This is a genomic window from Microbacterium ulmi (assembly GCF_011759705.1).
GTDB classification, from domain to species: Bacteria; Actinomycetota; Actinomycetes; order Actinomycetales; family Microbacteriaceae; genus Microbacterium; species Microbacterium ulmi.
In genome coordinates this window covers 213899-234251 of the sequence record NZ_JAAOZF010000001.1, presented here as the reverse complement: position 1 = coordinate 234251, position 20353 = coordinate 213899, and the positions used below count along the sequence as shown (strand labels likewise).

General features: G+C 68.0%; 15 protein-coding genes, 1 tRNA gene and 2 pseudogenes. 11 read left to right on the top strand and 7 right to left on the bottom strand.

Annotated features, from left to right (window positions below; genetic code table 11):
• The first annotated feature begins 6 nt into the window (after nucleotides 1-6).
• From FHS08_RS01105 to FHS08_RS01095, 3 genes are all read left to right on the top strand, one after another.
• Nucleotides 7-636, top strand: a complete 630-nt coding sequence (locus tag FHS08_RS01105) for a GNAT family N-acetyltransferase (protein WP_167034697.1) — start codon at nucleotides 7-9, stop codon at nucleotides 634-636.
• 99 nt (nucleotides 637-735) lie between these two features.
• A complete protein-coding gene (locus FHS08_RS01100; protein ID WP_167034695.1) occupies nucleotides 736-1737 on the top strand; it encodes a large exoprotein in 1002 nt (333 codons plus the stop codon).
• 57 nt (nucleotides 1738-1794) lie between these two features.
• A tRNA-Ala gene (locus tag FHS08_RS01095) sits at nucleotides 1795-1867 on the top strand.
• Here the strand turns inward: FHS08_RS01095 and FHS08_RS01090 are convergent.
• Together FHS08_RS01090 and FHS08_RS17035 are read right to left on the bottom strand one after the other, a co-directional pair.
• Nucleotides 1859-2107, bottom strand: coding sequence for a hypothetical protein (locus FHS08_RS01090; protein WP_167034693.1), 249 nt, complete (start codon nucleotides 2105-2107; stop codon nucleotides 1859-1861). The two genes, FHS08_RS01095 and FHS08_RS01090, sit on opposite strands and share 9 nt — an antisense overlap.
• Nucleotides 2108-2470: 363 nt before the next feature.
• Nucleotides 2471-2980 (bottom strand): helix-turn-helix domain-containing protein, encoded by a 510-nt coding sequence (locus tag FHS08_RS17035; protein WP_167034691.1) that lies wholly within the window; start codon nucleotides 2978-2980, stop codon nucleotides 2471-2473.
• Between the two features lie 189 nt (nucleotides 2981-3169).
• On the opposite strand from FHS08_RS17035, the pseudogene FHS08_RS01080 reads away from it, so the two are divergent.
• A pseudogene (locus FHS08_RS01080) lies at nucleotides 3170-4416 on the top strand (IS256 family transposase).
• A 149-nt stretch (nucleotides 4417-4565) separates the two neighbouring features.
• Here the strand turns inward: FHS08_RS01080 and FHS08_RS17185 are convergent.
• The gene (locus tag FHS08_RS17185) at nucleotides 4566-6197 is read right to left on the bottom strand and encodes an LA2681 family HEPN domain-containing protein (protein ID WP_167034689.1); all 1632 of its coding nucleotides are present in this window, start codon (nucleotides 6195-6197) and stop codon (nucleotides 4566-4568) included.
• Between the two features lie 90 nt (nucleotides 6198-6287).
• On the opposite strand from FHS08_RS17185, the gene FHS08_RS01070 reads away from it, so the two are divergent.
• On the top strand, nucleotides 6288-6482 hold the full coding sequence (locus FHS08_RS01070) for an antitoxin VbhA family protein (RefSeq protein ID WP_167034687.1): 195 nt from the start codon (nucleotides 6288-6290) through the stop codon (nucleotides 6480-6482).
• Nucleotides 6475-7080, top strand: coding sequence for a Fic/DOC family protein (locus tag FHS08_RS01065; RefSeq protein WP_208382180.1), 606 nt, complete (start codon nucleotides 6475-6477; stop codon nucleotides 7078-7080). The genes FHS08_RS01070 and FHS08_RS01065 overlap by 8 nt, the downstream gene beginning before the upstream one ends.
• 77 nt (nucleotides 7081-7157) lie before the next feature.
• Here the strand turns inward: FHS08_RS01065 and FHS08_RS01060 are convergent, their stop codons facing one another.
• Entirely contained in the window at nucleotides 7158-8042 is an 885-nt protein-coding gene (locus tag FHS08_RS01060) for a DNA-processing protein DprA (RefSeq protein ID WP_167034683.1), read from the bottom strand.
• Nucleotides 8043-8428: 386 nt separating this feature from the next.
• Here FHS08_RS01060 and FHS08_RS01055 point away from each other — a divergent pair, with 386 nt between their 5' ends.
• From FHS08_RS01055 to FHS08_RS01040, 4 genes and pseudogenes are all read left to right on the top strand, one after another.
• A complete protein-coding gene (locus FHS08_RS01055; RefSeq protein ID WP_208382179.1) occupies nucleotides 8429-10036 on the top strand; it encodes a DUF2397 family protein in 1608 nt (535 codons plus the stop codon).
• A gap of 110 nt (nucleotides 10037-10146) precedes the next feature.
• Nucleotides 10147-11384 (top strand): annotated as a pseudogene (locus FHS08_RS17355) (DUF2398 family protein).
• A 5-nt stretch (nucleotides 11385-11389) separates the two neighbouring features.
• Nucleotides 11390-15598, top strand: a complete 4209-nt coding sequence (locus FHS08_RS01045) for an SbcC/MukB-like Walker B domain-containing protein (RefSeq protein WP_243847300.1) — start codon at nucleotides 11390-11392, stop codon at nucleotides 15596-15598.
• The gene (locus tag FHS08_RS01040) at nucleotides 15598-16932 is read left to right on the top strand and encodes a DUF2399 domain-containing protein (RefSeq protein ID WP_167034677.1); all 1335 of its coding nucleotides are present in this window, start codon (nucleotides 15598-15600) and stop codon (nucleotides 16930-16932) included. The genes FHS08_RS01045 and FHS08_RS01040 overlap by 1 nt, the downstream gene beginning before the upstream one ends.
• Here the strand turns inward: FHS08_RS01040 and FHS08_RS01035 are convergent.
• Together FHS08_RS01035 and ald are read right to left on the bottom strand one after the other, a co-directional pair.
• The gene (locus tag FHS08_RS01035; protein ID WP_167034675.1) at nucleotides 16856-17203 is read right to left on the bottom strand and encodes a helix-turn-helix transcriptional regulator; all 348 of its coding nucleotides are present in this window, start codon (nucleotides 17201-17203) and stop codon (nucleotides 16856-16858) included. The two genes, FHS08_RS01040 and FHS08_RS01035, sit on opposite strands and share 77 nt — an antisense overlap.
• Before the next feature lie 385 nt (nucleotides 17204-17588).
• A complete protein-coding gene (gene ald / locus FHS08_RS01030) occupies nucleotides 17589-18683 on the bottom strand; it encodes an alanine dehydrogenase (RefSeq protein ID WP_167034673.1) in 1095 nt (364 codons plus the stop codon).
• 60 nt (nucleotides 18684-18743) lie between these two features.
• On the opposite strand from ald, the gene FHS08_RS01025 reads away from it, so the two are divergent.
• Nucleotides 18744-19280 carry an Lrp/AsnC family transcriptional regulator gene (locus FHS08_RS01025; RefSeq protein ID WP_167034671.1) on the top strand — a complete coding sequence of 179 codons (537 nt, stop codon included), beginning with the start codon at nucleotides 18744-18746 and terminating at the stop codon, nucleotides 19278-19280.
• On the opposite strand, the gene FHS08_RS01020 is transcribed toward FHS08_RS01025, so the two are convergent.
• Nucleotides 19277-20269 carry a LysR substrate-binding domain-containing protein gene (locus FHS08_RS01020; protein WP_167034669.1) on the bottom strand — a complete coding sequence of 331 codons (993 nt, stop codon included), beginning with the start codon at nucleotides 20267-20269 and terminating at the stop codon, nucleotides 19277-19279. The genes FHS08_RS01025 and FHS08_RS01020 overlap by 4 nt on opposite strands.
• Between the last annotated feature and the right edge of the window lie 84 nt (nucleotides 20270-20353).

The following is a 20353-nucleotide window of genomic DNA, read 5'->3' as shown; positions in this document are numbered from 1 at the left end:
GGGTTGATGGAGCCGATCGCACCTCATCGGCACGGCCCGGTCTCCATCCGGCTCGTCCGCCCGCGTGACGCGCGCGTCCTGCAGCAGGAGCTGCTGGCCAACCGCACGTGGCTGCGCCCGTGGGAGGCGACGAGCCCCGACGGCCCCGTGTCGTTCGACATGCGGCTCGGCATCCGTCGCCTTCTGCAGCAGTACCGCGACGGAGCGGGGGTCCCCCTCGTCATGGAGTACGACGGCGACGTCGCGGGTCAGCTCAACGTGTGGGGGATCGCGCGCGGCTCGCTGTCGTCGGCGACCATCGGATACTGGGTGAGCGAGAGGTTCGCGGGGCGCAACATCACGCCCACCTCCGTCGCGATGGCCACCGACCTGTGCTTCGCGGAGCTGCGGCTGCACCGCATGGAGATCTGCATCCGCCCCGAGAACCGCGCGAGCCTGCGCGTCGTCGAGAAGCTCGGCTTCCGGTACGAGGGGCTGCGTCGTCGCTACATCCACATCGACGGCGACTGGCGCGACCACTACGCGTTCGCGCTCGTGCGCGAAGAGGTTCCCGAAGGCGTGCTCGAGCGGTGGGTGCAGGGGCGTGCGCCGCAGGATGCTGCGACCGTTCCGCCGTCGGATCGGCTGCACGCCTGATCCCTTCCCTCGCGTGCCTCACCTTCAACATGAGGTCGAGACCGCGACACGCGCACGGATGGCGGGACCGTTCCGCGCCCGTCGCCTACCGTTGACGCCATGGGTGGGCAGGTGCTGGGCGGGGGCGTCATCGTGCTCGTGTGCGTGCTGCTCTGGCTCGTGTACCTTCTGCCGTCGTGGGCCAGCCGCCATCGCTACGATGCAGCCGAGCGCAACGCCGTGCGCCTCAACCAGGCTCTGCGGATCCTCGCCGAGACGAGCGAGACGCCGGAAGAGGTGCGGCTCGAGCTGAACACGCGGACCGCCTTCGTGCAGCAGCGTCTCGCGCGTCGCGCGCTCGCCGAGCGCGACGAGCTGGCCCGCCGGTCGCTCGCCGAGCGGGAGGAGACCGCCAAGCGGTCGCTCGCCGAGAGGGAGGAGCTCGCCCGCCGCGCGCAGGCCCAGCACGACGACCTCGAGCGCCGCGCCCTCCAGGAGCGCGAGGCCGCGCGGATGGAAGAGGCGCGTCGCGAGCTCGCCGCCGTGCGCGCACTGCCCGCCGCCCGCCGCGCGCGAGCGCGCCGCCGCGCCCGTCTCGTCACGGCAGCCGTGGGCGTCGCCGCCGTCGCCCTCGTCGCACTCGGCGTCTGGACCGTGCTGCAGACGGGAGCCCAGACTCTTCTATGGGCAGGCGTGGGCCTCGCGATCGCGAGCGGGCTCCTGCTGCGCCGCATGTCGACGGTGGACGCGCGAGCGGCCGTGCACACGATCGCCGCGACGGAGGCCGAGCGCGTTCCTGCCATCGTGCAGGACGTCGTGCTTCCCGCCGACGAGCGCACGTGGGCCCCGCGCCGTCTGCCGCGCCCCCTGACGACATCCGCCGGCTCGCAGGCGTCCGCGACGCTGGATGCCGCCGCCGCCCGCGAGGCGCTGCGACAGGCGGTGCTCGACGAGGCCATGCGCGAGCGGGCGGAGGCGCAGCGCCCCCCTTCGCTCGTGGCCGCGCGGCGCGCACGCGAGACCGCGGCATCCGCCGCATTCGACGGCACGGGTGCCGCCGACGACGCCGAGATCGAGGCGCACGTGCGGCGGCTCCTCGAGCGGCGCGCAGCGGGACAGTGACCCGTCGGCACGATTTCGGGGCACTCCGACAGCCGTGTTATTGTTGCTGAGGTTCACGGGCCTGTGGCGCAGTTGGTAGCGCGCTTCGTTCGCAATGAAGAGGTCAGGGGTTCGAATCCCCTCAGGTCCACCGTGTGATGAGTCGTGACATAGGAGAGATCTGAGTCGCGACATAGAGAACATCAGGGACGGGAGTTCGGCCATCGGCCGGGCTCCCGTTCTTGGTTTCGCCAGTAGGTGCGGGCGGGTCGATGGTGTTGGTCGCGATGATCTCGCCGGTGTCGAGGTGGACGACGGTGGTGGTCTGATCGTCGGCGAGGATGAGGACGCGTTTGCCGCGGTGGTCGACTCCGACGCCGAGGTGGTGCATGCGCCCGGCTCGGCGGAGCTGATCTTCCCGTTGCGGTCGGCGTATGTCCGTCGAGAGCACGATGGGGACGGTGCTTGTTTGTGCAGATACGGCCGGCTCATACCGTACTCGGCCGCCGCTTCAGCGACCGAAAGCTGCCCTGCGACGATCTTCAACACTACGACCCGATGCTTCGACATGCACAGGACTGTCGCCTATGACGCGACTCACGAGTCGCCTATCACTTGTCGCCTATGTCGTGAACCCAGGCACCCTCAGGTCCACCGTTCACAGCAAACTATCATGTTACTCCTCGCGGAGAAAATTCCTGATCAGAGGTGCTTTTGTAGGTGGTGCACTGTGGTGCATTCCCACGATCTTTCGCTACTGATGTGGTGCGAAGTGGTGCGTCTCCTCGTCGGTCTTTCGTCGGAGGATCCGGCTGATCGTCGTGTGGGAGACACCGAGGCGGCGGGCGATCGCTCGCATGCTGAGTCCTTGACTGCGCAGAGCCCGGATCTGCTCGCGAACCCCCGCGGATGCGTGTCCCGGATCACGGAGGATCACCCCTGCCTCTCGCAGAACGTCGCGGATATCGGCCTCGGTGGTGTGACGCACTGCAGCGATCGCTTCGGGTGTTGCGCCGTTGCAGTACGCGACGACGATCTCGAGGATGCGCTTGTCCGGACCTGAACTTATGCCTGCTGAGGCTGACAGACGCTCAGACGTCGGGCTGTCGCGTCTTGATGTCTGCCGCTTCGTGAGCGGGAGATCCTCGGAGGGTGGTAGCCCGAGGAGTGTGTTGATGCGATCCCATTGACTGGGTGGAACCTCGGCGAGGTATCGCATCAGGTCGTGATCGGCGGATGACTGGCTGTCGGCGTCCTTGTCCACGGAACTACTCTTGCTGCGCGGATGTCCCGATGACAGCCGTAACTGTGAAAACATCTGTGGCTGCAACAGGTGGGGTCCGCATAGTGGTGTAACTGCGCGGTGGTCGCCGGCGTCGTTGCCGATGTAGAGGCGGTCACCGTGTGATCCTTCGAGGAATCTTCCACAACCCTCTCGAATGGAGTCATTACGATGACCGCTCCTCATATTGTCGACCCCGCGACGGTGCTTTCCGAAGCCCTGTCCGAGGCGTCACCGGATCTGATGCGGCAGCTGCTTGAGACGATGATCAACGCGCTGCTGTCCGCCGACGCCGACCAGGTCGTCGGCGCGGAATGGGGCCGGCCCAGCCCCACGCGGGCCACGCACCGCAACGGGTACCGGCACCGCGATCTGGATACCCGGGTCGGCACGATCGACGTCGCGATCCCGAAGCTCAGATCCGGCACGTACTTCCCGGAATGGCTGCTGGAGCGCAGGAAGCGGTCCGAGGCGGCGCTGATCACGGTGATTGCGGACTGCTACCTCGCGGGGGTCTCGACCCGCCGGATGGACAAGCTCGTCAAACAGCTCGGCATCCACGCGCTATCAAAATCCCAGGTCTCGCGGATGGCGGCCGAGCTCGACGAGCAGGTCGAGCAGTTCCGGCACCGCTCCCTGGCCGAGGCGGGCCCATTCACCTTCGTGGCCGCCGACGCCCTCACGATGAAAGTCCGTGAGGGCGGCCGCGTCATCAACACGGTCGTGCTCGTCGCTACCGGCGTGAACGCCGACGGGCGCCGCGAGGTCCTCGGCCTGCAGACCGCGACCAGCGAGACGGGACCGGCGTGGACGCGTTCTTCGCCGACCTCACTGCCCGTGGCCTTGCCGGCGTGCAGCTGGTCACCTCCGACGCGCACACCGGACTCAAGGACGCGATCGCCGCGAACCTGCCAGGAACCTCCTGGCAGCGGTGCCGCACGCACTACGCCGCGAACCTCATGAGCGTCAAGCCGAAGACCATGTGGCCGGCGGTGAAGGCGATGCTGCACTCCGTCTACGACCAGCCCGACGCCGCCGCCGTGAATGCGCAGTTCGACCGGACCCTGGACTACGTGGCAGAGAAGCTCCCTCAGGTGACCGAGCACCTCGAGGCCGCGCGCGAGAATATCCTCGCCTTCACCGCTTTCCCGAAAGACGTGTGGCAGCAGATCTGGTCCAACAACCCCAACGAGAGGCTGAACCGTGAGATCCGCCGCCGCACCGACTCCGTCGGCATCTTCCCGAACCGAGACGCGATCACCCGCCTCGTCGGAGCGGTGCTGGCCGAGCAGAGCGACGAATGGGCCGAAGGCCGCCGCTACCTCGGCCTCGACATCCTGGCCCGGTCCCGCATGCGCGCCGTGCCCGAGACCGCAAGCGAGGTGAACACCGACCCCTTCCTCGCGCTCAGCGCATAACCGAAACCGAAACCGAAGGATCAGCGCAGTTACACCACTCAAGGGATTTGACCCTGCAACAGGGCGGCGCCGGTGGGTTCTCCTGCCCGCGCCGCTTTCGGTTCGAATGTCTACGCGTTCGGGCGGAACCGTTGTTGGCTGCCCGGACGCTACGAATCGTCGCTGCTGGACTCGGTCGGCTCCTCGTTCTCTGAGACCGGAAAGTTCATGTACTCGTAGGTTTCGACGGTTGCATGCTCCCCTGGATGGTCTTGCGGCATGTTCCAGCTCGCGACCAGGTCGACCAGATAGAGGTAGGCGGAACGAGTCACCTGAAGCGCCTGGATGGTTGAGTCGACGAGTTCGATGAAGTGGATCCGGCTGCGTGTGTCGACTGTCGCGCCTGTCGTTTCGAGCAATGCCGCATGCACGATCCGGTGTGTTCCAGCATTCCTCAGCGCTTGCGATGACGCATACATCCCCTCTTTGGTCATGTCGAAGGCGAGTTCTGACAGCGCGAGCGCAGCAAGCCCACGTCCTGGCTTGCTGATCAGGCCGCTGCGGATGGCTCCATCCTTGTCATTCCAGAAGCGCCGGAACACGACAGCTTCCGGCCTGTCTCCTAGATGGAAGTGCTCATTGGCGACGACCGCCGTCTTATCGAGAACGTCAAGCGCAGACCTCTGTGCAAGGAAGAGTTTCGAGTACTGCGTGCCATAGAGCGAATAGTCGAGTGTCTCGACGTAATAGCCCGAGTCATCATCCTTCTGCTCTGGTCCCTCGGCAACCTGCACATAGCCGTCGTAGGCCAGGTGCCTCGAGACGAGGAAGTCTGACTTCAGAACATTCATCTCGGCCAGGATTGGCGGGCTTACCTCGTCGATTGATGATCCGAAGAGTATCTCGATCATCGAGCTGTCCCAGTGTGGGGACTCCGTTCCAAGACCCTCGACGGCCGGTGATAGTGCTAACCGGTACGCGGCAACCCACTGCTGATAGTCATCGTCCTGGCCTTCTACGCCATGTGAGAGGTGTCCTTCGCTCTCGGTCAGTTCGAGTCCATCCCAGCGGTCAGCGATGTCCTGCCCAGCGAAGTCGACAGTGCCATCGCGGAGGGACTGCGCGAGCTTGACGTACTTGTCGTAGACCGCAGCGATGTGGCCGGTCTGGCCGATACCCAGTTGAAGGCGGTGCATTAGCAATTGTGCGAGGTTGCCGGCAGCGTTGCCGTTGTTCGGATCAGCATCCAAGGCGCCGAGATAGAAGTCATACGCCTCAGCCCACCGGCCGGAATGGTCCAGGCTGTTCGCCAAGTTGCAGAGCGCCGCAGATCGCGTGTGCGGGTCCGCGATCTCCGACGTGCCGACTTGGAAGAAGGTGCGCCGTGCCCAGCGCAGCTGCTCCCTGCAGGCGATGCGGTTCTCGATGAGTTTCGGCTCCCATTCCTCACGGGATTCCCCCGCTGGGAGACCGAGATCGCATTCGATCGCGACTGCGTTCGCGAGGTTGTACAAACACTGAAAATGGAGAGGCGCGCTGGGGTCAGTGAGATCGAGCGAGGATCGAGCGAGTTCCGCGCCCATTTTGAGAAGTTGGGCGTCGTGAAGATCATCTCCTGCGTTGGTGACGAGAGATGAGCAGACGAACAACAGTGCAGCTCTGATCTGCGAGGTCAGTGTTGCGGCTGCGATCTCGTCTACGAGCGTCAGAACCGCCTGCGCGCCGGATCGTGCGTCTGATGCGGTGGCTTGCGCATCGAGGATTTGGAGATACCAACGCTGATACTCTGCCGGGGGTTCCACGGCACAAGACTAGGTTGGTCGTCCGGTGGATCGGGCGGGTCGTCACGGTGATTCGCCAGTAAAATGGAATGAATCGGAAGGAGGCTCGCGATGTCGATCACGTCCATCACCGCAGGCGAGCGTGCCGAGCGGGAGCGTAGGGTCGCGGAGGCGATCCACAGCGGTGAGATGGAGGGCCTGACCGTCTCGGCCGAGGCTCGCGTCGACTCCGCTGACTACGTCGCCGGCCGCATCGACTCCGCCGAGCTCGTCGCACGGGCCCGTGCCCGGTATGGGCTTGACTGACTTCGTCGACCCCTACCTCGACCCTGCCACGGGGTTCCTTCGTAATCTCGTCGGTGCTCGTACGCGGGCTGTGCTCGACCAGGCGGAGGCCGACCTCGTCGGGGCGCGGCTCCTTGATCTCCCCGCCGCGAAGATCCCGCCGACCGGTGATCTGACCGAGTTGCGGGGCATCCACCGCTACCTCTTCCAGGACGTCTATGGCTGGGCCGGTCAGCTGCGCACCGTCGACATCCGAAAGAACGTCGACGGAGGCGGGTACTTCGTTCCTGTCTCGATGATCGAGCGATCCGCCAGGTTCGCTACCGAGGAGCTCGGTCAGGACGACTATCTGCGCGGTATGGACCGTGCAGTGTTCATTCAGCGACTCGCTCATCACTATGACCAGCTCAACTACATCCACCCGTTCCGTGAGGGCAACGGCCGAGCGCAGCGCGTGTTCTGGGATCGGGTCGCCGACGATGCCGGGTGGAGGCTCAACTGGGTCGGCGTGACTGGCCAGGCCAACGATGCCGCCTCTCGCGCGGCCGCCGAGCGGCGGGACCTCATTCCGCTCATCGAGATGTTCGACCGGATCGTCACGCCGCTCGGACCCGCCTGATAGCCCGCTTGCCTCGCCGCCGCCGAGCGATGCCAGCTCCTCGCGCGCGTCCGGCACGGGCGCGTGCCGGGGCTCGGTCACGGAACGAGCGAGAGGGGCCGCGTGGCGCGCGCGAGGATGTCCCCGACCGCCGCCGCCGCGTCCGCCGGGCTCGGCGCGACCGTCACGTCGTAGGAGCCGGCGGCGAACTCCTTGCCCCAGCTCGTCGCCTGCACCACCTGCTCGCTGAGCACCAGCGGGCGGGCGTGTCCGATCGCCGCGCGCGCCTGGATGCGCGTGCCCGAGGCCTCCTGAGCCTCGACGATCACGGTGACCGAGCTGTAGGCGCTCATTGTGACGTTCCGCTGCGGGAAGGACTGCTTGCTCGGGCGCGTGGCCGGGCGGAACTGCGACAGCAGCAGCCCGGTGCGCCCGATCTCCTCCTGCGTGCCCGGATGCTCGGCCGGGTAGGCGTGGTCCAGCCCGTTGCCGAGCACCGCGACCGTGCGCCCGCCCGCTTGCAGCACGGAGCGGTGCGCGGTGATGTCGATGCCTTTCGCCAACCCGGAGACGACCGTGACCTGCGCGGCGACCAGCCGCGCGGCCAGCTCGTCCGCGTACTGCTGCCCGCCCTGGGAATAGTTCCTGCTGCCGACGATCGCCGCCGAGCGGAAGTCGCTTTCTACCTGGCCGCGGCCGAACAGCACCAGGGGGAAGTCGTGCACGGTGAACAGCTGCGCCGGGTACTCCTCGTCCAGCGGGGTCAGCACATGCAGCCCGGCCGCCTCCCAGCCCGCGAGGTCCGCCTTCGCCCGTGTCAGCGCGTCCTCGGCGGGCGATGCCGCGAACAGCCCGTCCGCGCCCTCCAGGCGATCGGCGAGACGCTCGCCGTCAAGGATGGCCTGACGCAGTTCGGGCTGTGAGGCGCGACGCGACTGGTGATACAGCAGGGCCAGCAGAGCGGCCTTCTCCGTGCGATTCATCGCCTCTTCCTCCATTTCTCATGGTAGTCAGCCCCGCAGACATCCGGGTGAGCCGTGCTGCGGAACCCCGTGCAGAGCGCGGGAGCATCCTGCCGCCCAGCATCCCTCCCTGCGCGCGTAGTGTCCTTCTGTGAGTAGCTGTGTCATCACACGATGGCTCACCGCGTCAACGACGTGACACTCAGCGCCGAGAACTACAACACGCCACGGGACAGATCACCCGAGTTGTCCTGCGGGTGTTGGAGTCGATCGCAGCAACAAGGACGCGATGCCCCAGGGTTGCTCCGACTAGATTGGAGTGCCATACACACCCGGATCGACGAACGAAAATGTCGGCAGCTGCTGGCACTGTTGGTACTTGGCAGCGGCGTTTGCAGGGGGCGAGAGTGAGTGGTGACGAGGAGGCTTCGGCTGCCTCCGACCCTGCCCTGGCGGAGGAGACTTCGGAGCCCGGCATCGACTCGCGGGCTGCCGTCGGCTATCTGATCCGTCCTGAAGCCGACGAGTACATCGCGATCATGACCGCGCTCGAAGCGTCGGTCACCGATATGAGTGCCGCCGAGGTCCGCACAGAGCTCGCTCGTGCTGGGCGTCGCCTGGCCGATGACGCCGTCGTCGCCCGCCTTGATGCGCTCATCGAGATGGGCGCGGTCTCCTACCAGACGAACACCTCCCAAGTGCGCCGCGTCTCCGACCTCTACGCACGCAACTGGCGCTACACACCCACTCTGATCGGGCGGCAGGTGCAGCGGTTCTATCGTGAGTTCCTCACCGGCACCCCCACCGTCCGCGAGATCCCGATCAGCGCGCTGAACCTGCTCGTCACGAACCTGGAGAACCTCGCCGCGGAAGCCGCGCGCTTCGCTGTCGCCGAGCACCACGCTGCGGCGGTCACCACGATCTTCACCAGCCACGACAGTCTGGACTCCGCCCTCGTCGGAGCCGAGGACGAGCTGAAGGCACTCGCGAATCGGTTCGACCTCGATAGCGACAGCGCGTCGGAGTTGAAGGGAATCCTGGTCGGGTACGCGACCAGGATAGCGAGCGAGCTGACCACTGGCTCCGCCCGCGCAGCAGCAGCGCTGGACACGATCCGCGATCACTACGACACCCTCGTCACCGCATCGGTTTCGACTCCCGAAGCACGCGAGTTGATTGCCGCGGGTGCGCTACGCGCCTCACGCGGCGGCAGGGTCGAGGACTGGCTCAAGCTGCGCGAGTGGTGTGACCCGGCCACCGGCCGCGCCGAACGGTTCACCCGCGGTCTGATCCGGGCTCTGCCGACGATGCACGCCAACCTGCAGCGCCTCCACACCTCGTCGGGCGTCGCGACCAACCGCAGCCGCGCCCTCTCCCTGGCCCGTGCTGTCCTCGACCCCACTGTAGGCGCGCAGGTGTTCCAGGCCGCGCTCGGCGATCACTCCTGGCGCAAGCTGTATGGCACTGCTGACGAAGATGACGTCGGACGCAACCCGTCCTGGCGCGGCGGACCGGTCGTCGACGTTCCTGAGATGCTGCGGTCCCGTGGCCGCTCCGGTCCACGTGGACGGGGCACCGCTCCGCGCAACGATCGCGCCGCGAGAGCTGAGGTCGAGGCGCGTCGCAAGGAACGTCAAGCCCGGCACGACGCCGCCGTACGTGAGGTGCTCGCCTGGAAGCCCGGCGCCGATCTCTCCGAGTCCGCCGCGCGGGTGGCAATGGAGTCGCTCATGGCGTCCGCACGCAGCAGCGCGAAGAAGGGTCGGCGCACCGCCACTACTGGCGGACTCAGTTGCACTCTGGTCCGCGTCGCGGCCGGCGTCGGCGTGCTACGCGCACCCACCTGGCTGGTCCTGGTTCCAGGCCGCGTACCGCTGTTCCATCGCCACGGGCAGCGGCCCAACTCAGCCCAGCTGGCCGTGGTGTCGCCGATCCCCGACACCGACACGGTCGCAGAGATACGCGCCATCGCTCTCGGTCCCGCGCCCACCCACATGGAGGAGGGTGTCGCGTGATCGACAGACCCCTCGAGGCCGCCGAGAACGCTCCGGAGGGAGCCGCCGGAGTGGAGCCGCGGCGGATCCGCCGGTGGAGGGTGGATGCCGGGGAGGAGGCCGCTGCGCTGATGCGCCACCTGAACCGGCACTGCTGGTTGGTCGCCGGGCGTGATGATGAGAAAATCGCGGCCGCACGCCGCAACGAAGCAGAGTTGCGTCGCGTATACGGACGTCTGGGCTGGAGCGTGCTCATCAACCGTGACTTCGTCCGTCTGCGCAAGAGTCCACCAGAACGGGCATCGGCGTACGCCGAAGCCGCACCCTCTGCACATACGCGCTGCTGGTTCTTCCTGCTCGTCGCCGCCGCGGACTCCCTCGAGCCTGATGTGGCGATCGGCGCGCTGGTGAACGCTGCCCGCTCTGCCGCCGCGGAAGCCGGGATCGATGTGACGAATGACATCACCGAACGCCGCGCGATCGTCTCCGCGCTGAAGCTGTTGGACGAGCGCGGCGTCATCGAACGCATCGACGGTGCCCTGGACATCTACATCGCGTCCGGACAGGAGCAGAGTGTGCTGCTGCACATCCACCACACCAGGCTGCTGCACGTGATCGCGAACCCTGGATCGTTGGACGCTGCCGCAGACCCGGACGCCTGGCTGGCACAGGTGAGCCGCGAGCCCGACGCCGCCCGTCGCATGCGCCGCGCCCTCGTCGACGATACCTGCGTGCACGCCTCCGACCTGGACGAGGAGGAGGCGCGTGGCTGTCGCAGCGTGTCCGTGGCGATGACGGACAGCCCCTCGCCGACGCTTTCGGGCTGACGCTGGAGCGACGTGTCGAGGGCGCCGCGTTCGTCGTCCCCGACGACGCGTTCCGGCATGCGAACGAACTCGGACCACTTCCGTTCCCCTGGACCGGCACCCGTGGGCACGCCGCACTGCTCCTCTCGGACCACGCCGCCACCGTCGGCACCCAGACCGATGCGCCGGGGCCGGGATGGCGCGGGCTCACCGACACCGACGTGACCGGCGCGCTGGCGTCGTTCGCAGCCGAGTATGCCACAGGCCGCGGTGGCTGGAGTTCGGAGTACTCCGGGGACATCACACACCTCGCCGCCGATGTCGCCGAGCTGCTGACAGGGATCAACGCTCTCCGCGTCATCGACGCCCCCGCCTCCACCGCATTCGGGCCAGCAGCGTCCGAGACCGGCCGACAGGCCGTCTGGTGGTTCGCCCCGGTGACGGGCCGGTGGGCGGACAACCAGCCCGGAATTGCCATAGGCGATACCAGTCGGCGCCGGAGAAGCCGAACCGCCGACCTTATGGGGAACACCGACATCTTGCTGCTGCTGGGGCTCCTGTGACCGAGATGGTCGAGCTGGAATTCGACGAGACACCTCCAGCGCCCCCATCAGGGAACCCCGACCGGTTCACCAGCCGCTGGCACCTGGTCGGCGCCGGACTCTCGAACGTGTGGCGGTACGGAACCCTCGAGCTGCCGGCAGCATCCGGCCGACTCCTGCTACGCGGCCCGAACGGCACCGGGAAGACGACCGCCCTGGAGGTGCTCTGGCCGTTCCTCCTCGACCTGGACCACGGACAGGGAAAGCTCTCGGCCGGCAAAGCGCGTACTACCAGCCTGAAGCAGCTGATGGCCGAAGGGGCGAAGGAGAAAGGCCGACGGTATGGGTACGTGTGGCTCACCGTCGCACCCCCCGCGGGTGTGGACGAGGCGGAGCGCGTCACATACGGCGTCCGTCTGCAGTACTCACCCAGCGCCTCACCGGCGGTCACCGTAGTCCCGTTCACCGTTCCCGCCCGACCGGTGCGGGACTTCGCGCTCGAGACCGAGACCGGTTCCGCGCTCGAGCACGACGACTTCACCCAACTGGTCGAGACTCAGGGCGGGCAGGTGTTCGCCGACGCCGACAGCTACGTCGATGACCTGAGCCGGCGGGTGTTCGCCACCACGGCGAAGGAGCTGCGCGACCTCGCCCGCCGACTCCGGCAGGTACGCAACCCGGCACTGCTCGCCGAACTCTCGCCCGAGAAGGCATCGGACGCGCTACGTGAGGCGCTCCCGAACGTCGACCCCGCCGTGATCGAGATGACCGCCGATGCGCTCGCCGCCTCGGAGACAACCCGGGAGGCGTTCGAGCGCGACCGACGCGCTTCGGAGGTGCTCACCGATTTCGCTCGCGTCTGGGCGGGGCACGTCACCGACGTCGCGAAGGAGAAGCTCACAGCGGCCAAGGAAGCGGTCGAACAGGTCGACAAGCTTCGTCGCAGCCAGCAGAAGGCAGAGCGGGAAGCGGAGCACACAGCCGAGGCCGCCGAGACCTCACGACGCGCTGCTGAGGAGCTGGACCAGCAGCACACCGGCGCTCTGAACACGGTTCGCGCGATCGAACAGTCCGAGGCGTACAGGGCCGCCGGCACCATCCGTGACCTGACCGCCCGGCTCGATGCGGAGCGAGCGAACGCCCGCAGCAGTGCCACTGCCCTCACCGCCACCACCTCGGCTGCGGCGCGCGAAACCCAGAATCTGACCACCGCTCTCGACGGACTGATCGAGCAGCTCACCACGGTCCTCGGCCAAGCCCGGGACGCGGGACAGACCGTGCCCGATACGCACACGCTGCTCGCGCACCATACTCGTCCGCGGCAGGTGCGCAGCGTCGGCGACACCATTGCCTCTCCCGGTGCAGGGATGAACGTCGTCCGAGACGCAGATGCCTGGAACGCTCTGAGCACGCAGTGGACGAACGCCGCGAACGCTCAGACGACGCAGGCAAGCACCGCGCAGCTGCTCATCACCGACCACGCCCGGGTCGCTGACGCCGAGCAACGTCTGCGTCGTGCGGACGAGGAGCTGGAGAAGGCTGAGACCGCTCATGACCGCGAGCAGCAGCTCCTCACCCAGGCGGCCCGAGACGCCGCCGATGCGGCCGGCGCACTGGCCAGCGCGGCTGCGAGGTGGACATCACAGCACCCCGCGCTGTGCGCGGTCGACCCACTCGACCCGGCGTCGGCTCAGCATTGGCTGGCCGAAGACGTCACTGGTCTGACCGCCAGTGAACCTGCCGTCGTGCTCGGCACGATCGATGCGTGGGCGCAGCTGGTGATGTCCGCCGCCGAACGGATCGCAGCAAGCCGCGAGGCCCAGGAGATCCGGCACGCCGAGAACGAGACCCGCCTACGCGAGCAGGCGACGCAGCTGCGCAACCGGGCTGCCGAGCTGCGGGCTGGGAAGCTCCTCGAGTTTCCGCGCCCCGCATGGGCCGGTGCCTCCGATGACGAGGCTGCGCTCGGCTCGGTGCTCGAGTGGGTGGACGGCGTCGACGCCGACACCCGGAACCGGCTGGAGGCGGCGCTCGCCGCGAGCGGGCTGCTCACCGCCCACCTGGCCACCGATCTGGACGGCGCTGGGGCGAGCACCGCGGTCTGGAGTGTCAGCGCTCGCAGCAAGGTGGTGGCCGACAGCCTCACAGTCGTGCTCACGGTCGACGAGGCTCACCCCTCTGCCGAGGCGGCGCGTGCGGTGCTGGAGCGCATCGAGCTCACTGACACCGCCGAAGCCAAGACATCATCCGGGCTCGTGATCGGGCGCGACGGCACCTTCGCCGCCGGCGTCCTTGCTGCGAACCCGGTCGTCGCGGCGAACACTGAAGGCCGGGAGCTCCCCGAGGCCGGGTTCGTCGGCGCCCGCACCCGCAGGGAGCGCGCGCTCGCACAGGCCGCACTGATCGAGCAGCAGGCTGATGAGCTGGAGCAGCAAGCCGATTCCGAGCGCACGGCGGCGGCACAGGCACGCACAGCGGCCGGGAGAGTGAGGAACGAGGGACAGTCGTTCCCCTCATCGACCCCGCTTCGCGACGCGGAGGCCTCACGCGCCGGTGCCGCACGCCGGTGCCACCTTGCCGAGGAGGCCCGTGACATGGCGACAGCTCAGGCGGACGCAGCGCGCGCCGAGCACCAGACGCTGAAGGACGAGTGGTCGCGCAGCGCAGCGGCCGTAGGCCTGCCCGCGGATGTGGGCCAGCTGGCCGGCATCGTCGAGCACCTGCGCACGACAGCACGTGAGATCACCGCAGCCCGAGAAGCACTCGACCGGCTCTCCTCCACGACTCTGCCGCGTACGCTGGCCCAGCTCCCCGACGAAGAGGCTCTCACCGCGGAGCTCGCCCGGCTGGAGGGCGAAGCCCGGCGAGCGCACGAGGCCGCGGAGCGCACTCAGGCGCTGCTGGACGAAGTGCGCCGAGACAGCGGAGCGGACGACGCGGTGGCCCGCCACGCGGCAGCGCAGACAGAGGCTCGGCAGCTCGCTGACAGGCTTCCGGCTGCTCGCGAGCAGGCACAGAAGGAGCACGACGCCGCGACGCGTGCCGAGGCTGCGATCGAGCCGGCACGTCAGGCGGTCACCGATGCGATCCCTGCGCAGACAACGACCATGTCCGCCTTGCGCACCTTGCTGGCCTGGCCCCCAGCGATGGCAGCGCTGGATGTCCCGGCATTCCTCACGGCCGCAGGTCTGGAGCCCACTCAGGGGATGGGCGAACGGGCGGAGCTGCTCAGCAACGCGCACGCGCTGCTGGACCGCAGGCAGACGTTCACACGCAAGACGCTGAACGAGAGGTACGACTCCGCGAAGGCCGAGCTCGCTCAGACCTGGATGCTGCAGTTCGGTGACGCGCCGGCAGACATCGGTGTGGAGATGTTCGACCTCACCCACGACGAGCACGGCTACGACCCCGCGGCTGCCGCGGCGAAGGCAGGTGACCTTGCCCGCCGCGCGAAGGAGGCGCTCGATGATGCGGAAGCCGACGCGCTCCAGCGGTTCGTGGTCGGCCAGCTTCCCGCTGCGATCGGCCATGCCTGGCATCAGCTACAGGACTGGGTGCACGAAGTGAACGCGAAGATGCGATCCGCCAAGGCATCCTCCGGAGTCGGTGTTCGGGTCCGCATCACACCGCGTGACGACCTTGACCCCGCAGCTCAGACCGTGTTCGAGCTGGCCTGCAAGCTCAGCGACGCAGCCCGCACCGACGAACAACGACAGCAGGTGGGGAAAGCGATCGAGCAGCGTCTCGCCGCGGCGGACGGAGACACGATGGCTGAGCGCCTCGCCCAAGCGGTCGACATCACCTCGTGGTTGGACGTCGACTACATGGTTACCCGGGCCGACGACCCGGAGAAGGAACGGAAGTGGGGCAGCCGCATCGGACTGTCCGGTGGCGAGCGGCGCCTGGTCGTACTCGCGCCGATGCTCGCCGCGATCGCGGCCGGGAGCGACCGGCTCGGCGAGCAAGCGCTGCGGTTGCTGCCGCTGGACGAGGTTCCCGCCGAAGTCGACGAGCAGGGTCGAGAGGGACTGGCGCGCTACATCGCCCAGCTCGACCTGGACCTGATCGCCACCTCCTACCTTTGGGACGGATCTCCGGGCGCGTGGGATGGAATCGACGCTCACGACCTCGAGGCTGGGTCGGACGGCCTGGTAGTGGCGTTCCCGATGCTGGTCCGCGGCCTGCTCGAGCTCCCCGGTGACGACGAGTACGCGACCGTGACACAGGAGTCGTGATGGATTGCTCTCTGTGCTCTGGAACGTGCGCGGATGCCGACCTCACTCCGCTGCTGTCCCCACGGCTGTCCTGGCTGTGGCATGCGGTGGCTTTGGCGGCAGACCGCCGGGGCGACGACGAAATGACCTCCGGAAACGTCACCCTGACAGCACCGCAGGATGCCGCCGAACGCGCCGCCGCCGCGGGACTGGTGGGTGGCCGACCCCTGGCGCCAGGGCAGACGCGGAGACTCGACCTCGCGGAGCTCACCGGGATGCTGAGGCAGCGGTCACCCCAGCTGACACCAGGTGTGGTTGCCGCTCATGCGCTAGGTCGGCGGCTGGCCGTGCGGGCTCGTGCAAAGCAGCAGGCCGCGGCTGTGCGGCAACAGCTTGTCGATCGGCTGCGCACGGGAATCGAACAGCTGCCTTCATACTTGGGGCTCGATGCGGATGCGGTGCTCGAGAGGCTGCTGCGCACCGGTGCTGTTGCTCGCGTCCTGACAGGCGAGGACCCGGACGGGCTGGTCGACCAGGTGCTCGCCGTGCTGTCGCTGCTCCCCGCCGCGGGCGAGCGCGTGGACCGGCGCACGCTGGTTCCAGGCCGTCCACATGCCCTCGACGAAGGGCTGCTCCCCAGTCTGGTGCTGGCGGTGATGGGTGTGTCGGGGCTTCGTCCGCGGGAGGCGTGGTCGGAGGTCGGGGTCGACATCGACGACTTGGTCGGTGGACTCATCGTGACGGGAGTGCACCCGGAGCGATGGGTGGTTCCCGACGGGGCAACGCTGACGCTGCCGCCGAAGGAGCTGGCCGGCATCACGTGGGCGAGCCCTCCGGCTCTTGATTCGTGGGTGTTCGTGACCGAGAACCCGTCGGTGATCTCCGCCGCGGTCCAGCGGTTCCTCCAACAGCCGCGGCCAGAGGCCACGTCGCCGCGGGTGGTGTGCACCTCTGGTACCCCGTCGCGGGTGGACTGTGACGCGATCGCTGCCCTCGCCGATGCGGGATGGCAGGTAGCTGTGCGTGCCGACTTCGACACCCGGGGGCTCCAGCATGTCCGCACGCTCCTAGCTGCCGCTCCTGCGGCCAAGCCGTGGCATATGAACGCGACCGACTACCGCGCATCCGTGCGCTCGGCCGCAGCTGCCGTCGGGGTCGTCTTGGAGACCCCGTGGGACCCGGAGCTGGGTGCGGAGATCGGCCGACGGGGTGTTGCAGCGTACGAGGAGGACCTGCTGGAGGTCCTTGTCCTCGATGTGTTGACTGGCTTTCCATCTGTCACTCGTCCGGCCGATACTTCGCCCGGAGACCCCGCGGGCGCCGAGGGATGCTCCTCGCCTCGAGTGCCAGCGTGATCGACCGGGTGTTCGATCCGACTTCCGCCGCGACCTCTGCAAGCGTCATTCCGTCGGCGTAGAGCCGCGCTGCCCGGTCCGCCTTCGCCTCGTCAAGAATGTTCAGCGGTCGGGCGACACCGTGCCGTTTGAGATGGACATGCATCGTCTGTCGGTGGACGCCATACTTCACAGCCAGCATCGTGACCTTCGCGCCGGCCCGGTACTCGTCGGCGAGTGCCGCGGACTGCTCGACGGTGAGCAGAGTTGCAACACTTTCCGATTCGAGCACCACTGACGCCCTCACATCGGTGATCCGTGGTTCGGGCGCTCTCTTTGCACTATGGTAGAGGCCCGAAGTGGCCCGAGAAATCAGGGTTCTCAGGGCGCGGCGAGGGTTCTCAAACCTTGTACTTGCGTCCACCGATCGACGAGACGCCCCCTTTGCGGGGCGTTTCGTCGTTGAGGCGCCACCAGATCCGCTGCGTTCCGAGAGCTGATCGGCGACGCGACGACGACGCTCCGCGCGATGTCTCCGGCGCCATGGCGCCTGGACGCGCCCGCGTCGTGCGAGGGCGGGGGCTCCTCGGGCGCACGGCGTGTGAGAGTCTCTGACCGACGGATCGAGACAGGGCGAGCGGCAGTGTCGAGCCCGTACGACCACGACGGACTCGGGCTCACGCGGCGCAGCGAAGGTCGTGGGCGGCGGCGACGGCGGCGTTGGTCACGGCGCCGCGACGAGTCGTGAGGCCCGCCCGGATCGCCGGGTCGAGCTCGACCGCGTCTCCGACTCCGTGCCGCGCGATGAGCGCGACCCAGGGCAGCGTGGCATTCGTGAGGGCCTGTGTCGCGGTCCGGGGCACAGCGCCCGGCATGTTGGCGACGCAGTAGAACGTGGCGTCGTGCACCCGGAAGGTCGGCGCGTCGTGCGTCGTGGCGTGCGAGCCCTCGAAGCATCCGCCCTGGTCGATCGCGACATCCACGAAGACCGTTCCCTGTCGGGCGGTGGCCACCATCTCGTCGGTGACGATCTTGGGCGCGACGGCTCCCGGCACGAGGACGGAGCCGATCACGAGGTCCGCGTTCTCCAGCTGCGCGGCCACCTCGTACGCCGAGGAGCGCAGCGTCGTGATCCGGCCCTCGAAGAGGCCGTCGAGCTGGCGCAGCCGCGGCAGAGAGATGTCGAGCACTGTCACGTGCGCGCCGAGCCCGAGCGCGATCCGCGCAGCGGATTCTCCGGCAGTCCCCCCACCGAGCACGACGACGTTCGCCTTCGGGGTGCCGGGCACTCCTCCCAGCAGGATGCCGCTCCCGCCTCGCGCGCTCGTGAGCTCCTGGCTGCCCACCTGGACGGACAGCCGCCCCGCGACTTCGCTCATGGGGGCCAGCAGCGGCAGCGACCGGTCGGCGAGCTGGACCGTCTCGTAGGCGATGGCGGTGGTTCCGCCATCCAGGAGCGCACGCGTGAGCGCCAGGTCCGCAGCGAGGTGGAGATACGTGAACAAGACGAGGTCGGGTCGCAGGAAGCGGAACTCCGCGGGGGTCGGCTCCTTGACCTTGACGACCAGCTCGGCGCTCCACGCGTCGTCGGCGCGGGCGACGAGGTCGGCCCCGGCGCTCGCGTACTCGTCGTCCGAGAAGCCGCTCCCGGCGCCCGCGCCGGACTGGACGAGGACGATGTGACCGCCGTGCACGAGTTCGTGCGCTCCGGCAGGCGTGAGAGCGACGCGGAGCTCGCTGTTCTTGGTCTCTGTGGGAACACCGATGCGCATGAGCACGATTGTCGAAGAAAGCGTATCGATCTCGCGACGGTTGCGAACTATGTTTGCAGGATGACCGTCCAGGGCGAATCATCGGCCGAAGCACGGACGATCCACCGTGCGCGCCCCGAACATCGTTCGGCGACGCCGGGCGCTGCGCTCGATGAGATCGATCTGCGACTCGTCGAGCTGCTGCAGGCGAACTCCCGAGCGGCGAACAACGCGCTCGCGGATGCCGTGGGAATAGCGCCCTCGACGTGCCTCCAGCGGATACGCCGCCTGCGCGAGACGGGTGTCATCACCCGGTTCACCGTGGACGTCGACCGCAGAGTGCTGGGCCTCGGGCTGCAGGCGCTCATCGGCGTGCGGATCAGAGCCGGCGCGCGCCACGAGATGTCCGCCTTCATGACGGCCCTCGCGACGCTCCCCGGGGTGGTGCAGACCTTCTTCCTCGGCGGAGACGAGGACTTCCTCGTCCATGTCGCTGTGCGCGACTCCGATGCCGTGCGCGACTTCGTCCTGGAGCATCTCTCGAGCCACCCCGCCGTCGCAGGCACCCGGACGAGCCTCGTGCTGGACCACTCGCGAACGGCCGCCGCGCTCGCCTAGGCTCCTCGCTCCTCCACCGCCTCGTCGTCCGTCGAGAAGTCCGAGTCCAGCCGGTGGGCGAGGGACTCGTCGGGGAGGACGAGGTTGCCCTCGATTCCGTGTGACGCGGCGAGGCTCGCGATGTGGCCGGCGACGGCATCCTCGAACAGGGCGGTGAACGGGTTCTCCGAGTCGATGCGTCGCACGAGCGACAGCGGCGAGACCGCCCAGCGCTCGACCCGCAGGAAGGCGACGCCCGGCGGCGGCACCATCGTGCTGAGGAAGGGCACGATCGTGACACCCAGGCCGCACGCCACGAAGCTCAGGAGGGCCAGATCGTTCGAGGCGTGCATCGCGATGCGAGGGACGAAGCCGCTGCGGATGCAGGTCCTGACGATGTGGTCGTACGCCCGTGGGGCGTCCTCGCGGAGGAACAGCACGAACTCCTCGTCCCACAGCTCGCTGACGCTGATCTGCCCGCGGTGCGCGAGCGGGTGCGACTCGGCGACGACGGCGTAGAGGGGCTCGAGCATGAGCGGGCGCAGCTGCATGCCCGGCGGCAGACGCACCGCCCGCGTGAAGCCGAGGTCGTAGCTCGCGGAGCGGACCCCGGCCAGCAGATCGCGCTCCTCGGCCTCCTCCAGCACGATCCGGGCGGCGTCGTGGCGACGCTGGAACTCGACCACGACGGGCGTCACGAGCCCCGCGATGACGGAGGGGATCACGCCGATCCGCAGCGGCCATTCCTTGCCCTCCGTGCGCATCATCGACTCGAGCTCGGCGGCCTGCCGCAGCAGCCGCTTGGCCTCCTTCAGGAGGAGGCGCCCCTGCGGCGTGAGCCGCGGGGCGACGCGCTGCCCTCGCTCGAACAACCGGCATCCGAGCTTCTTCTCGAGCTTCGCCACCGACTGGCTGAGCGGCGGCTGCGTCATGTGCAACCGGTCGGCCGCGGCGGAGAAGCTTCCTTCCTCTGCGACCGCGACGAAGTAGGCGAGCTCTCTGATCTCCACCGGGGCCTCCATTTTTACATCTGCGAAACGTCTCAGCCATGAAGCTAATAGATATTTGTCGTATCAGAGTCGATCAGCGCAGTG